The organism is Streptomyces sp. NPDC002520 (assembly GCF_053595235.1).
On the sequence record NZ_JBSFXG010000003.1, the window covers coordinates 423,072 to 437,546 of the forward strand.

At 69.7% G+C, this 14,475-nt stretch carries 11 protein-coding genes and 1 tRNA gene; 7 read left to right on the plus strand and 5 right to left on the minus strand.

The features are described 5' to 3' along the window. The first annotated feature begins 52 nt into the window (after positions 1-52). The 5 genes from ACWD5D_RS07950 (at position 53) to purM (ending at position 5,730) form a co-directional block, all read left to right on the plus strand. Positions 53-1,351 carry a hypothetical protein gene (locus ACWD5D_RS07950; protein WP_451371924.1) on the plus strand — a complete coding sequence of 433 codons (1,299 nt, stop codon included), beginning with the start codon at positions 53-55 and terminating at the stop codon, positions 1,349-1,351. Positions 1,352-1,578: 227 nt separating this feature from the next. Continuing rightward, positions 1,579-2,376: a sterol carrier family protein gene (locus ACWD5D_RS07955; RefSeq protein WP_451371925.1), complete on the plus strand. Its 798-nt coding sequence runs from the start codon at positions 1,579-1,581 to the stop codon at positions 2,374-2,376. 52 nt (positions 2,377-2,428) lie between these two features. After that, positions 2,429-2,890: an META domain-containing protein gene (locus tag ACWD5D_RS07960; protein ID WP_451371926.1), complete on the plus strand. Its 462-nt coding sequence runs from the start codon at positions 2,429-2,431 to the stop codon at positions 2,888-2,890. 202 nt (positions 2,891-3,092) lie between these two features. After that, on the plus strand, positions 3,093-4,622 hold the full coding sequence (gene purF, locus ACWD5D_RS07965; protein ID WP_451371927.1) for an amidophosphoribosyltransferase: 1,530 nt from the start codon (positions 3,093-3,095) through the stop codon (positions 4,620-4,622). A 34-nt stretch (positions 4,623-4,656) separates the two neighbouring features. Beyond that, positions 4,657-5,730, plus strand: coding sequence for a phosphoribosylformylglycinamidine cyclo-ligase (gene purM, locus ACWD5D_RS07970; protein WP_451371928.1), 1,074 nt, complete (start codon positions 4,657-4,659; stop codon positions 5,728-5,730). Between the two features lie 81 nt (positions 5,731-5,811). Here purM and ACWD5D_RS07975 read toward each other — a convergent pair whose 3' ends face one another. Both ACWD5D_RS07975 and ACWD5D_RS07980 read right to left on the minus strand, forming a co-directional pair. Further along, positions 5,812-6,072, minus strand: a complete 261-nt coding sequence (locus ACWD5D_RS07975) for a DUF3073 domain-containing protein (RefSeq protein ID WP_451371929.1) — start codon at positions 6,070-6,072, stop codon at positions 5,812-5,814. Between the two features lie 351 nt (positions 6,073-6,423). Then, complete coding sequence (locus tag ACWD5D_RS07980) at positions 6,424-7,521, minus strand: Leu/Phe/Val dehydrogenase (RefSeq protein WP_451371930.1); 1,098 nt, start codon at positions 7,519-7,521, stop codon at positions 6,424-6,426. 200 nt (positions 7,522-7,721) lie between these two features. Here ACWD5D_RS07980 and ACWD5D_RS07985 point away from each other — a divergent pair, with 200 nt between their 5' ends. Continuing rightward, complete coding sequence (locus ACWD5D_RS07985; RefSeq protein WP_451371931.1) at positions 7,722-8,564, plus strand: hypothetical protein; 843 nt, start codon at positions 7,722-7,724, stop codon at positions 8,562-8,564. Between the two features lie 521 nt (positions 8,565-9,085). Further along, on the plus strand, positions 9,086-9,292 hold the full coding sequence (gene bldC, locus ACWD5D_RS07990; protein ID WP_003949541.1) for a developmental transcriptional regulator BldC: 207 nt from the start codon (positions 9,086-9,088) through the stop codon (positions 9,290-9,292). 473 nt (positions 9,293-9,765) lie between these two features. Here the strand turns inward: bldC and ACWD5D_RS07995 are convergent, their stop codons facing one another. The 3 genes from ACWD5D_RS07995 to hrpA form a co-directional block, all read right to left on the minus strand. Then, on the minus strand, positions 9,766-9,960 hold the full coding sequence (locus ACWD5D_RS07995) for a DUF6274 family protein (protein ID WP_451371932.1): 195 nt from the start codon (positions 9,958-9,960) through the stop codon (positions 9,766-9,768). 264 nt (positions 9,961-10,224) lie between these two features. Next, a tRNA-Asp gene (locus tag ACWD5D_RS08000) sits at positions 10,225-10,299 on the minus strand. Positions 10,300-10,394: 95 nt separating this feature from the next. Then, a complete protein-coding gene (gene hrpA, locus ACWD5D_RS08005; protein ID WP_451371933.1) occupies positions 10,395-14,357 on the minus strand; it encodes an ATP-dependent RNA helicase HrpA in 3,963 nt (1,320 codons plus the stop codon). Between the last annotated feature and the right edge of the window lie 118 nt (positions 14,358-14,475).

The window sequence follows — 14,475 nt, forward strand, 5'->3', positions numbered from 1 at the left end:
GGTGAGCAGTTTCCGGAGCGAACACATACCTGATCCATCGGAACTGGCCCGCGTGCCTCTTCCGCGGTCGCGGTGGCTGACACCGGACCGGGGGAGTCGTAGGCGGAACGTCGTCAACCAACTTGTCGCGACGACCGGTGTCTTCGGCATTCTGGCGGGCGGTTGGGGGCTGTGGCTGGAGACGAGGGACCGGCTCGACCGGGCCGAGAGCCGCGACCGGATCACCAAGGCCTGTGAGGGGCTCGTCGACCCCGACCTGGTGCTCGGGCTGGGCGGTGGGACCCTTCGGGCGACCGCCGGCAGTGGCGAGGACGACTCGATGTACGACCTCGACTCACCGAACGCGCTGGTCTCCACCCCGACGGACTGCGTGATCTACCGGGTCGGGAAGCCGGGCACCACGTACGACCACTTCCTGCTCTCGGTCTGGGTGAACCCGAACGACCGCCGGGCGCAGCTCGTCAGCGGCTGGGACGATCCGTTCCAGAACTGGGAGAGGGATCCCGACGGCGACATCACGCGGGAGGCGGACGCGGCGATTCCGTACCCGCTCGGCGTCGGGCGGCTCGGTGTGTACGACGACAACGCCGCCGTGGTGAAGGCCAGGTGCACCAACAAACTGGGCGAGACGACCTCCGTCAACACCATGACCGTGGCCAAGTACTTCGAGGACGACCCGGTCACGGACACCGACCGCGGAACCCTCGCCGAGCTGGCCCGCACCGCCGCCGGGCGGGCCGCGAAGAAGCTCGGCTGCAAGGCCACGCTGCCCGCGGTCCCGGCCGAGCTGCCCACCCCGAGCAAGCGGCTGGTGAACGCGGAGTCGGCCGGCGGGACCTGCGGCTGGTACGCCGACTTCATCGCGGCCGAGGGCCGGGGGCGCTTCCCTGACCGCGCCCTGGCCGCCCCTGCCGCCCACGCCCAGGAGGAGAGCTGCCTGCTCGGGATGAGCGACAAGGAGGTGCGCAGGCTGTGGCCCTCTCTCAGCAAGGACGAGGTCAGCAGCGACAGCCTGGACGACGTCCTGCACGTGGCCCCCTTCTGGTTGCGCACCGAGTCCTACTTCGGTGACGAGGCGGGCGAGGTCGAGCCGGATCACTTCGGCGGCGGCCAGACGAAGCTGCGTCCCGGCACCGCCGGCCGCGACGGTGACGAATTCGTGTGGTGGGCATCCTCCACCTGCGAAGGCCGGCCGGCCGTCCACACCCTGAGCATCGACTACCCGTACAACCGCGTCGTCCAGAAGCGGCTGCGCGCCCTCCTCCAGGCCTACGTCCACGACGTCGCCACCCGCCGCCACTGCACCCACCTGAAGTTCCCCTCCGCCTCCGACTTCGCCGCCGAGGACTGACTCCTCACGCAGCCGCCACCTCCCGGACCGGCTCGGCCCGGCCTCCGTCGGGCCGGTTTTCGGCAGGCGCGACGCCGGCAGCAGGCACAGCACCAGCACTCCGGCGCCGCACAGGAACACCGCGCAGGGCCGCGAGGAAGCCGACGTCGCCGAGCGGGCGCGGGTGGCCTTCGGGCTGGTGGAGAACGGACTGAAGGGCTACGCGGTCAGGGCATAGGCTCACCGCCATGCCCCCGGCCAAGAAGCGCGCGCGCAGCTACGACCCCTCCCGGACCCGTGCCGCGGTCCTCGCCCAGCTCGGCCATGTGCACGACGCCGTGCGCGGTCTCGACCCCGGGCAACTGGCCCTGCCGACCCGGCTCGGCGCGTGGACGGTGCGGGAGCTGGTCGCGCACCTCGGGATGGCGGTCACCGCAGTGCACCGCGCCGTGGACCTGCCGGCCCCGGCCAAGGCGGACACGACGGTCGTCCGGTGGCCCTTCGCCACCGCCGCCGACTCCGCCGTCATCGACGACTTCACCCGCACCCTGGCCGCCGAGCGGACCGACCTCGACACCTACCTCGCCGACGTCGAGCGCACCCTGCGCGAGCTGCTCGACACGCATCCGGGCACCCGGCTCCTGCAGACCAGCGCCGGCGCGATGTCCCTGGACGACTACCTGGTCACCCGCACCGTCGAACTCGTCGTACACACCGACGACCTCAACGCGGCCGTGCCCGGCCTCGAGGTGCCGTACGACCGGCAGGCCCTGGCCACCGCCACCCGGCTGCTCGCCGACGCCCTCGCCGTGAAGGCGCCCGGCGGTTCCACCGAGGTGCGCGTGCCGCCGTTCGCGGTCGTGCAGTGCGTCGAGGGGCCCCGGCACACCCGCGGCACCCCGCCCAACGTCGTGGAGACCGACCCGCTGACCTGGATCCGGCTCGCCACCGGGCGGCTGGCCTGGACGGACGCGCTGGAGGACGCGAAGGTCAGCGCCGGCGGGGAGCGGGCGGACATCGGCGGACTGCTGCCGGTCATGTCCTGACGGGCCGGCATCCGTCGGTTTGACGGAACCGGTGGCGCGGGCGGACCGTCGAATGCGTATGAACCGGTACAAGCAGCACATGACCCTGGCGGTGGCGGGCGTGCTCGTCCCGCTCACACTGGCCTGCGGCGGCGCGCGGGCGGAGAGTGGTTCCGTGAGTGCTCGACAGCCCGTGACCGGGATCGACTGGCGCGTCGACGGCCTCACCGCCGGCGGAGAGTCCCTGCACGCGCCCGCCACCGCGCACCTGCGCATCGACGAGGACGGCAAGGCGGGCGGCAACCTCGGCTGCAACCACTTCAGCGCCAGCGCCACCGTGCACGGCGACCGGATCACGTTCGGGAACGTCCGGACGACCCGGATGGCCTGCGCCGAACCCCGCATGACCTTCGAGCGGACCCTCGCCCGCACCCTCACCACCGGCACGCTCACCGCCCGCACCGACGACGGGAGGCTGACCCTCACCAATGGCGACGGCGACCGGGTGCAACTCAGCCGCAGCGCCCCCCAATGATGTGCGACGCCTCACTCACGCACACGGTGAAGAGGCCCGCGACCCCACCCGCCAAGCCGTCCCGCGGCGCGAAACTTCAAGGGCGCATAGCCGTTGACCTGCGGAAACGAAGAAACCGCCAAAGTGATCACCAAGGCGGCCGGCGTTACGGTCGCGCATCCCCAATTCGGACCAGTGGTCGACCTCGCCTACACTCGGTGGCGTGCCACGTGGTGACGGTCGACTCAATCACGATCTGCTTCCCGGCGAAAAAGGCCCCCAGGACGCTTGCGGCGTCTTCGGTGTCTGGGCTCCTGGTGAAGAGGTCGCAAAGCTCACGTACTTCGGGCTCTACGCCCTCCAGCATCGAGGCCAGGAATCCGCGGGAATCGCGGTCAGCAACGGCTCTCAGATCCTTGTCTTCAAGGACATGGGCCTCGTGTCCCAGGTCTTCGACGAGACCTCCCTCGGTTCGCTCCAAGGTCATATCGCGGTCGGACACGCCCGCTACTCGACCACCGGTGCCTCCGTGTGGGAGAACGCCCAGCCGACGTTCCGCGCCACCGCGCACGGTTCGATCGCGCTCGGCCACAACGGAAACCTGGTCAACACGGCCGAACTCGCCGAGATGGTCGCCAAGCTCCCCAAGGACGGCAACGGCCGCTCCACCCGGGTCGCGGCCACCAACGACACCGACCTGCTGACGGCCCTGCTGGCCGCCCAGGTCGACGAGGACGGCAAGCCGCTGACCATCGAGGAGGCCGCCCACGCGGTCCTCCCGAAGGTCAAGGGCGCCTTCTCCCTCGTCTTCATGGACGAGCAGACCCTCTACGCCGGCCGTGACCCGCAGGGCATCCGCCCGCTGGTCCTCGGCCGCCTGGAGCGCGGCTGGGTGGTCGCCTCCGAGACCGCCGCCCTGGACATCTGCGGCGCCAGCTTCGTGCGGGAGATCGAGCCCGGCGAGTTCGTCGCCATCGACGAAAAGGGCCTGCGCACCTCCCGCTTCGCCGAAGCGAAGCCCAAGGGCTGTGTCTTCGAGTACGTGTACCTGGCCCGCCCGGACACCGACATCGCCGGCCGGAACGTGTACCTCTCCCGCGTGGAGATGGGCCGCCGGCTCGCGAAGGAGGCCCCGGTCGAGGCCGACCTGGTCATAGCGACCCCGGAGTCCGGCACGCCGGCCGCCATCGGCTACGCGGAGGCCTCCGGCATCCCCTTCGGCGCCGGTCTGGTCAAGAACGCCTACGTCGGCCGTACCTTCATCCAGCCCTCGCAGACCATCCGCCAGATCGGTATCCGGCTCAAGCTGAATCCGCTGAAGGAAGTCATCAAGGGCAAGCGCCTGGTCGTCGTGGACGACTCGATCGTGCGCGGCAACACCCAGCGGGCCCTGGTGCGCATGCTGCGCGAGGCGGGCGCCGCCGAGGTCCACATCCGGATCTCCTCGCCGCCCGTGAAGTGGCCCTGCTTCTTCGGCATCGACTTCGCCACCCGCGCGGAGCTGATCGCCAACGGCATGAGCATCGACGAGATCGGCACCTCGCTCGGCGCCGACTCCCTGGCCTACATCTCCATCGACGGCATGATCGACGCGACCACCATCGCCAAGCCGAACCTGTGCCGCGCCTGCTTCGACGGCGAGTACCCGATGGAGCTCCCGGACCCCGAGCTGCTCGGCAAGCAGCTCCTGGAGACCGAGCTGGCAGCCGGGCCCGCCGCCACGGCCGCGGCCGACGCGATCCGTCGCCCGTAAGCCTCGTAGAAACCAACCCGAAAGATCCCAGGCAATGTCTGAGACTGCTGTTCCCGGTGCTTCCTACGCGGCTGCCGGAGTCGACATCGAGGCGGGCGACCGCGCCGTAGAGCTGATGAAGGAGTGGGTGAAGAAGACCCAGCGCCCCGAGGTCCTCGGCGGCCTCGGCGGCTTCGCCGGCCTCTTCGACGCCTCCGCCCTCAAGCGCTACGAGCGCCCGCTGCTCGCCTCCGCGACGGACGGCGTCGGCACGAAGGTCGACGTCGCGCGCCGCATGGGCGTCTACGACACCATCGGCCACGACCTGGTCGCCATGGTCATGGACGACATCGTCGTGTGCGGCGCCGAGCCGCTGTTCATGACCGACTACATCTGCGTCGGCAAGGTCCACCCCGAGCGGGTCGCCGCGATCGTCAAGGGCATCGCCGAGGGCTGCGTGCTCGCCGGCTGCGCCCTGGTGGGCGGCGAGACGGCCGAGCACCCGGGTCTGCTGGGCGCGGACGACTTCGACGTCGCCGGCGCCGGTACGGGCGTCGTGGAGGCCGACCGGCTGCTGGGCGCGGATCGTATCCGTAAGGGTGACGCGGTGATCGCCATGGCGTCCTCCGGGCTTCACTCGAACGGGTACTCCCTGGTCCGCCACGTCCTGCTGAACACGGCCGGCCTGGCCCTGGAGGCGGAGATCGCGGAGCTCGGCCGCACCCTCGGTGAGGAGCTGCTGGAGCCCACCAAGATCTACTCGCTGGACTGCCTGGCGCTGACCCGCACCACCGACGTGCACGCGTTCAGCCACATCACCGGCGGTGGACTCGCGGCCAACCTGGCCCGCGTCATCCCCGACGAGCTGCACGCCACCGTGGACCGCTCCACCTGGACCCCGGGCGCGATCTTCGACCTGGTCGGCAGGACCGGAAAGGTCGAGCGCCTGGAACTGGAGAAGACCCTGAACATGGGCGTCGGCATGATGGCGATCGTCCCGCAGGAGTCCGCCGAGGTGGCCCTCGCGACGCTGGCCGACCGGGGTGTCGAGGCATGGGTCGCCGGTGAGATCACCGACCGGGGCGACCAGGAGACCGGCGCCGAGCTGGTCGGGACGTATTCGGCCTAGAGGCGCCGCGGGCCGACCTGCGGGTAGCACAGAAGCCGGTCGGTGGCGATGCCACCGACCGGGCAGGTGCTCAAAGCGAGGTCAAGCGCCGCGACGGTGCTGTGAGGGACCCTCGTCCTCGTCCTCGTCGTCCTCATAGAGGTCGGCGTAGCGAGAGTAGAGATCATCCTCGTCGTTCTCGTCGTCCTCGAACGGCTCGCCGTTCGGCGGCTGGCTCGAAGTCGGGTTCGACGTCGATGCGCCCAGCTCGTTGGCCAGACGCGACAGGTCAGTCCCGCCGCTGTTGTACTTCAGCTGGCGGGCGACCTTTGTCTGCTTGGCCTTGGCCCGGCCGCGCCCCATGGCTCGACCCCCTCGGTGACAGGGCTCGACGGCCCCAGAGTCTGACACGCGTTCATGATCCGGAACGGACCCTCCGCAGAGAGGCCGGTCCGTAGGGCTTCCACGGTACCTGAGCCCGCGCCCATACGGTACGTCGCCCGCACCACGCGCGTGTGCACAGGACCCTCGAGGCGCCCCGTCCTCGCTGGTCAGTGGCGATTTTAACCACTTATCGGGGTACGACCCGCCGGTGGAAGTGAGAGTTCTCTCGAAGTTCCCGCCGGCGGGTACCGCTCATGTGTGCGATCGGACACCCGATCGCGGGTCATTTACGGCTCTTTGGCGCTTCCCTCACGGTTTGCGCCGGGTGACTCAGCGAGCCGCGCGGGCCTCGGCCATCCGCTGCTCGGCGATCCGGTCGGCCGCGGCGGCCGGCGGAATCCCGTCGTCCTTCGCGCGTGCGAAGATCGCCAGAGTGGTGTCGAAGATCTTCGCGGCCTTCGCCTTGCACCGGTCGAAGTCGAACCCGTGCAGCTCGTCGGCCACCTGGATGACGCCGCCCGCGTTCACCACGTAGTCCGGTGCGTAGAGGATCCCGCGGTCGGCGAGGTCCTTCTCCACCCCCGGATGGGCGAGCTGGTTGTTGGCGGCACCGCACACCACCTGGGCGGTGAGCACCGGCACGGTGGCGTCGTTCAGGGCGCCGCCGAGGGCGCAGGGCGCGTAGACGTCGAGTCCCTCGAACCGGATCAGCGCCTCGGTGTCGGCCACGGCCGAGACACCCTCGGGGTGCTGGTCGAGGATGCGCTGGACGGCGTCCGCGCGCACGTCGGTGATGACGACCTCGGCGCCTTCGTCGAGCAGGTGCCGCACCAGGTGGTGGCCCACCTTGCCGACGCCCGCGATGCCGACCTTGCGGCCGCGCAGCGAGGGGTCGCCCCACAGGTGCTGGGCGGAGGCGCGCATGCCCTGGTAGACACCGAAGGCGGTGAGCACGGAGGAGTCGCCGGCGCCGCCGTTCTCGGGGGAACGGCCGGTGGTCCAGTGGCACTCGCGGGCGACGACGTCCATGTCGGCGACGTACGTGCCGACGTCGCACGCGGTGACGTAACGCCCGCCGAGGGAGGCGACCATGCGCCCGTAGGCGAGCAGCAGCTCCTCGGTCTTGTCGCGCTGCGGGTCGCCGATGATCACGGCCTTCCCGCCGCCGTGGTCCAGACCGGCCATGGCGTTCTTGTACGACATCCCGCGCGCGAGGTTGAGAGCGTCGGCGACGGCCTCGGCCTCGGTCGCGTAGGGATAGAAGCGCGTACCGCCGAGCGCGGGGCCCAGGGCGGTGGAGTGGATGGCGATCACGGCCTTGAGGCCGCTGGCGCGGTCCTGGCAGAGCACGACCTGCTCATGGCCTGCCTGGTCCGAGTGGAACAGGGTGTGCAGGACATCAGCGGGTGCGCCGGTTACGTCGGTCACTGTGGTGACTCCTGTGTAAGTAGCGGCGAGTGGGGTTTGGCTCCCGTACGGGTGGCGGGTGCCGTGGCATGAGCGTAGAGCCTCGGCCGATTCACCATCCGTGCAGTGTTCAGGATCACTCTCCCGCGCCCTCTGTGCACGCATGACCGTGGGACGATTTGCTGTGGTTTCGAGCCGGGCCCGATGGGGAGGGAGCAGGCGTGCCGAAGGTGTCCTCCGTGGTCGTCCCCTACGCCGCGTACCTGCGCGTCTACGAGCCGCTGGCCGCCTTCCCGGAGCCCGAGCGCACCCACTGGGAGCGCTACGCCCGCCGCCCGGAGCGCCCCTCCTACCAGGACGAGCTGCGCCGCTCGCTGGCCGACCTGCTGCCCACCCCGCCCGTCGCCGTGCCGGTGCACGAGAGCGGCGACGCCTTCGTGCTGGACGTCGACGGCGTCCTGTGCGTCTGTCCCTGGCGGACCCGGCTGCGCGGCTGGCAGGCCCTGGCGGACTTCGCGTCCGAGCTGCCCGCGCCGGTGCTGGACGCGGTGCTGCCGCCGGTGGTGCGCCACCAGGCCGCCCAGGACTACGAGCGCTGGCTCGCCCGCAACCCCGACGCCCGCCCCTGGATCCGCACCGCGACCTGGCAGGTCCCGCTGAACTGGTTCGTACTGGTCTCCGACGAGGAGCGGCGGTACGACAAGGGGAGCGCGGAGGTGCCCCCGATGCTGCGCTACCGCACGCCGATGGTGCAGGCCCGGCGACGGGTGGCGCGGGCGCTGCGCACCCTCAAGGACGCTGTCGAGGAAGGGCCGTTGATCGACGGTTTGATCGATGTCGGCCGCTGGCTGGAGGAGTTCCACCCGCGTTCGCTGGTGGAACTGGACTACGGCGGCCTGGTGCACGTGGTGCCGCCCGGCGAGCTGGAGGACGACCGCTCGGCCGCTGACGTGGCCGAAGGGGTCGAGGCGCTGCGCCGGGGCGACGGTTCGGCCGCCGGCGAGGCCTACGCGCGGCTGGTGGACCGGTGGCGTGCGGTGCGGGAGTTGCGCTCCGCGAACTGAGTGACGCACGTCACGGTCGAAATGCCCTCGAACAGCGTACGGTCAACGGCACTTAGACCACCTGACGGGACGTTGGTCCCGATCCGGGCTTTTGTTCCCAAGGGTGACGGACGGCACGTACGGGGCCCTTGCGCCCCTTGCCGCCCCTCATGCCAAAATAGGACAAGGAGTCCGGGGAGGGCTCCTTCCGTCCAACTGTGCTCCACTATGGGCGGAATCTCCGCATTGCGTGCTTTGGGGGGTCTGGTGCCTCCTGATCGCCACTGTGACTGATCGTCACAGTGGCGTGACTGTCCGCTATGGCATGGTCCATCGGCTTCCGTCGCTGATGAACACCTGGGAGGGCAATTCCATCGGTTTGGCCGACGCGGCTGGACGGATGGTGTAGTTGTAGTGCCGAGGACAAGCCGTTCGTCCTATAACCGACTCGACTCGCGTCCGCCATTTCGGGCAACGCGGGTCAAGGTGCAGAATTTAGAGGAAAGAACCGAGAAGGTTCGGTTCTCCCGAGGAGGCCGCTCATGACCGCTCGCACCCCTGATGCCGAGCCGCTGCTGACCCCGGCTGAGGTCGCCACCATGTTCCGTGTCGACCCCAAGACGGTCACGCGGTGGGCGAAGGCCGGCAAGCTCACGTCCATTCGTACGCTCGGCGGGCACCGCCGCTATCGCGAGGCCGAGGTTCGCGCTCTGCTGGCGGGTATCCCGCAGCAGCGCAGCGAGGCCTGAACAACTCCATAGCCGGGCAGAACGGCTGATCCCCCAACCAGTCGAGGCGCCCGGAACCCTAGCTCCGAGCGACGCGGGACCTGCCCCAACAGGGCCCACGCCCAAGCCGAAGAGAACGTTGTAGGCAAGCGACACAGGGTGCGTCGTAGATCGCGCTGGACTCCGCCGAGTCCAGCGCGATCTTTTTTGTGCGCTGGTCGGGGGTGGCGTGCGGTCTACGCGGGTCTCCGTGAGCGGGCTTGTCGGAGTCTGGGGAGGGCTGTCGGAACGGCCGCGCGGGACCTCCCGAGGGTGGTGCAATTGCACATATTAAATCGACTAGTTGTAGGAGGGGGGTAAGTGCACCCGTTTCAGAAACTCGCGCGGTGACTCCCGTCACATGCCAGGGCGCTTGTTGCCGTCGGCATGTGTGCGCTAGTGGAGCCTCGCGTTCCATCGCCCCACGTGTGTACGGGTGTTGGGCCGGGAGCTGGTCATGCGCTCTGCGCGCTCTCCTCCTCCTCCACGACGTCGTCGCTCGCCTCCAGGGGAAGCGGGTCGGCGCTCATGGCCAGCCGCAGCAGGTGATGGCAGATCGGACAGTGGCGGGTCAGATGCCGGTACGGCGAGGCGGCCGACAGATGCGCCCTCAGGAGCGCCCGCGTCTCGTGCCTGGCCGATGCCGCCATACGCCACCTCCGGAGGCCGCACAGGGGAAGCGGGGCCTGGTCTCTGGGTACCGGCGGAAAGTGACGCCGTCAAGGCCGCGGGATCCCCGCCGGCCGCGAGGGGCGACGCGAGAAGGGCCCCCGTCCGGGACCCTTCTCCGACGCGCTCCTGACGGGATCCGCCGTGTTCGATCGCGGCTCCGCCGCGGGCGCGGTGTGGGTGTCGGCGGGTGGGGATGGTTGAAGGGCCCGCTTCCGTTGCCGGATGCGGGCCCTTCTTCGATGCGGTCCTGACGGGATTTGAACCCGCGGCCTCCACCTTGACAGGGTGGCGAGCACTCCAAACTGCTCCACAGGACCAGGTTTCGCGGCGCTTTTTGGTGCGTTGCGCTGCGAGAACAGACTGTACAGGAGGGGTGGGGTCCTGGTCGAACTCACTGTGTGCGGTCGACCGGTTACGGAACGGCCGCGTCGATCGCCTTCACGATGCGCTTGTCGGAGACGGGGTACGCCGTGCCCAGAGCGTGTGCGAAGTAGCTGACCCGGAGCTCCTCGATCATCCAGCGGATGTCCAGGACCTGCTGCGGCACCGGGCGGCCCTTCGGGAGCTGTTCCAGGAGCCAGGCGTACTCGTCCCGCATCTCGTGGACCTTCTCCATGCGGGTGGTGTCCCGCTGGACGTTCGTCGGCATCTGCTGCAGACGCCGGTCGGCGGCCACCAGATAGCGCACGAGGTCGGGCAGCCGGCGTATCCCCGCCCAGGTCACGAAACCGGGCTTCACGAGGGCGTCCAGCTGCCCCCGAACGTCCGTCAGGTTCGCCAGCAGGGTGGGACTGCGCACGCCCTTCAGACGGCGCTCACAGGCCTGCCAGGCGGCGAGGACCTGCTGCACCTGGCCGACCGTGCGGACCGTCGTGTCGACGATCTCCGCGCGCACCTTGTCGTACAGCTTCCGGTACGACTCCTCGTCCCACACCGGCCCGCCGAAGTCCGCGATCAGCTTGTCGGCCGCGGCCATCGCGCAGTCGTCGAACAGGGCCTGGATCGAGCCGTGCGGGTTCGCGGACAGGCCCAGCTTCTGCTGGTTGGTCAGCTTCTCGGACGCGAACTTCGCCGGGTTCACCGGGATGTTGCGCAGGATGAGCCGCCGGGTGCCCTTCCACATGGCCTCCGCCTGCTCGGCCTCCGTGTCGAACAGCCGCACCGAGACCGTGTCGCCGTCGTCCACCAGCGCCGGGTACGCCTTGACCGGCTGGCCGGCGCGGCGGGTCTCGAAGACCGGCGTGAGCGTGCCGATCGTCCAGTCCGTGAGGCCCTTGCGCTCCAGGGACTCGCCGCCGTGCCGGGACGCGGTCGCCGCCGCGGCCTGGGAGAGGGCCTGGCGGGCCTTCGGCTTGAGCTGGAGCCTGAGCGCCTCCAGGTCCTTGTCCTCGGCCAGCTTCCGGCGCCGCTCGTCGACGATACGGAAGGTGATCTTCAGATGGTCGGGGACCCTCGCCCAGTCGAAGTCCTCCGCCTCGAAGGGCACGCCGACCATCCGCTTCAGCTCGCGCGCCATCGTCACGGTGAGCGGCTCCTGCAGGGGCACCGCCTTCTCCAGGAACGCCTTCGCGTAGTTCGGCGCCGGCACGTAGTGGCGGCGGATCGGCTTCGGCAGGGAGCGGATCAGCTCCGTCACGACCTCCTCGCGCAGACCCGGGATCTGCCAGTCGAAGCCCTCGTCCGTGACCTGGTTGAGGACCTGGAGCGGGACGTGGACCGTCACGCCGTCGGCGTCCGCCCCCGGCTCGAACTGGTACGTCACCCGGAACTTGAGGTCGCCCTGCCGCCAGGAGTCCGGATAGTCGGCCTTCGTGACCGCCTCCGCCGACTCCCGGACGAGCATCTCCCGCTCGAAGTCCAGGAACTCCGGCCGCTCGTGCCGCTTCCGCTTCCACCAGGAGTCGAAGTGGGCACCGGAGACGACGTGTTCGGGCACCCGCTGGTCGTAGAAGTCGAACAGCGTCTCGTCGTCCACGACGATGTCCCGGCGCCGGGCCCGGTGCTCCAGCTCCTCGACCTCGCTGAGGAGCTTGCGGTTGTCCGCGTAGAACTTGTGGTGCGTGCGCCAGTCGCCCTCGACCAGCGCGTTGCGGATGAACAGCTCGCGGGAGACCTCGGGGTCGATACGGCCGTAGTTCACCTTGCGCTGGGCGACGATCGGGACGCCGTACAGCGTCACCTTCTCGTACGCCATCACCGCCGCCTGGTCCTTCTCCCAGTGCGGCTCGCTGTACGTGCGCTTCAGCAGGCGCTCGGCGAGCGGCTCGACCCACTCCGGCTCGACCTTGGCGTTGACCCGCGCCCACAGCCGGCTCGTCTCCACCAGCTCGGCCGACATCACGAACTTCGGCTGCTTCCGGAACAGCGCCGAGCCCGGGAAGATCGCGAACTTGGCGCTGCGGGCACCCAGGTACTCGTTCTTGTTGCCGTCCTTCACGTCCTTCATCCCGATGTGGGAGAGCAGGCCGGCCAGGAGGGAGACATGGACGCGGTCGGCGGGGGCGTCGTCCTCGTTGAGGTGGATGCCCATCTGCTTGGCGACCGTGCGCAGCTGCGTGTAGATGTCCTGCCACTCGCGGATCCGCAGGAAGTTCAGGTACTCCTGCTTGCACATCCGGCGGAACGAGCTGGAGCCGCGCTCCTTCTGCTGCTCGCGGACGTACCGCCACAGGTTCAGGTACGCGAGGAAGTCGCTGGTCTCGTCCTTGAAGCGGGCGTGCTGCTGGTCGGCCTGCGCCTGCTTCTCGGCGGGGCGCTCGCGCGGGTCCTGGATGGACAGCGCGGCCGCGATCACCATGACCTCGCGGACACAGCCGTTCCGGTCGGCCTCCAGCACCATGCGCGCGAGGCGGGGGTCGACGGGCAGCTGGGCCAGCTTGCGGCCGGTGTCGGTGAGCCGCTTGCGCGGATCCTTCTGGGCCGGGTCCAGCGCGTGCAGCTCCTGGAGCAGCTGGACGCCGTCGCGGATGTTGCGGTGGTCCGGCGGGTCGATGAAGGGGAACTTCTCGATGTCGCCGAGGCCGGCCGCCGTCATCTGCAGGATGACCGAGGCGAGGTTCGTACGCAGGATCTCGGCGTCCGTGAACTCCGGGCGCCCGTCGAAGTCGTCCTCGGAGTACAGACGGATGCAGATACCGTCGGACGTACGACCGCAGCGGCCCTTGCGCTGATTCGCGCTGGCCTGCGAGATCGCCTCGATCGGCAGCCGCTGGACCTTCGTGCGGTGGCTGTACCGGCTGATCCGGGCGAAACCGGGGTCGATGACGTACTTGATGCCCGGCACGGTCAGCGAGGTCTCGGCGACGTTGGTCGCGAGAACGATCCGGCGGCCGGTGTGCGGCTGGAAGACCCGGTGCTGCTCGGCGTGCGACAGCCGGGCGTACAGGGGCAGCACCTCGGTGAATCTGTACTTCTTCTTCTCCAGCGCGTCCGCCGTGTCGCGGATCTCCCGCTCGCCGGAGAGGAAGACGAGGATGTCGCCCTTGCCCTCGGTCTGGAGCTCCTCGACCGCGTCGCAGATCGCGGTGATCTGGTCCCGGTCCGCGTCGGCGGCGTCCGCCGCGTCCTCGGTGGGCTCCTCCAGCAGCGGCCGGTACCGCACCTCCACCGGATACGTCCGACCGCTGACCTCGACGATCGGCGCGTCGCCGAAATGCCGCGAGAAGCGCTCGGGGTCGATGGTCGCGGACGTGATGACGACCTTGAGGTCAGGACGCTTCGGCAGCAGCTGTGCCAGGTATCCGAGCAGGAAGTCGATGTTGAGGGACCGCTCGTGCGCCTCGTCGATGATGATCGTGTCGTAGGCGCGCAGCTCGCGGTCGGTCTGGATCTCGGCGAGCAGGATGCCGTCCGTCATCAGCTTGACGAAGGTGGCGTCCGGATCGACCTGGTCGGTGAAGCGGACCTTCCAGCCGACGGTCTCCCCGAGAGGGGTGTGCAGCTCCTCCGCCACCCGCTCGGCGACGGTGCGCGCGGCGATGCGACGGGGCTGGGTGTGCCCGATCATGCCGCGCACGCCCCGCCCCAGCTCCATACAGATCTTCGGGATCTGCGTGGTCTTTCCGGACCCGGTCTCACCGGCGACGATGACGACCTGGTGATCGCGGATGGCCGCCGCGATCTCGTCCTTCTTCTGGCTGACGGGCAGCTGCTCGGGATACGTGACGGCGGGTACGCGGGCACGCCGTTCACCGATCCGGGTCTCGGCCTTGCCGATCTCCGCCTCGATCTCGGCGAGAACGGCGTCACGGGCTTCCGGCTTGCGGATCTTGCGCGCGCCCTCGAGCCGCCGGCCGAGCCGGTGCGCGTCGCGCAGCGTCAGTTCGGCCAGGCGCGGGGCGAGGGTACCGAGGGCGGGGGCAGGGTGCGTAGACATACGCGATCCAGGATCGCACCTCCGACGAAGAAGGAGCGAACCCTTTTGCCCGGGGCCGGGCTCAGCCCCAGCTCCCTCGGAGGCACGTGCCCCGGCGGCCCGGCCTGCGCGGACTCCC

Bases quoted from the DNA above. Each gene is read 5' to 3' on its own strand.
- ACWD5D_RS07995 (WP_451371932.1), bottom strand. From the start codon at position 9,960: ATGGCGGCATCGGCCAGGCACGAGACGCGGGCGCTCCTGAGGGCGCAT.
- bldC (WP_003949541.1), top strand. From the start codon at position 9,086: ATGACCGCTCGCACCCCTGATGCCGAGCCGCTGCTGACCCCGGCTGAG.
- ACWD5D_RS07975 (WP_451371929.1), bottom strand. From the start codon at position 6,072: ATGGGGCGCGGCCGGGCCAAGGCCAAGCAGACAAAGGTCGCCCGCCAG.
- hrpA (WP_451371933.1), bottom strand. From the start codon at position 14,357: ATGTCTACGCACCCTGCCCCCGCCCTCGGTACCCTCGCCCCGCGCCTG.
- purM (WP_451371928.1), top strand. From the start codon at position 4,657: ATGTCTGAGACTGCTGTTCCCGGTGCTTCCTACGCGGCTGCCGGAGTC.
- ACWD5D_RS07960 (WP_451371926.1), top strand. From the start codon at position 2,429: ATGCGTATGAACCGGTACAAGCAGCACATGACCCTGGCGGTGGCGGGC.
- ACWD5D_RS07955 (WP_451371925.1), top strand. From the start codon at position 1,579: ATGCCCCCGGCCAAGAAGCGCGCGCGCAGCTACGACCCCTCCCGGACC.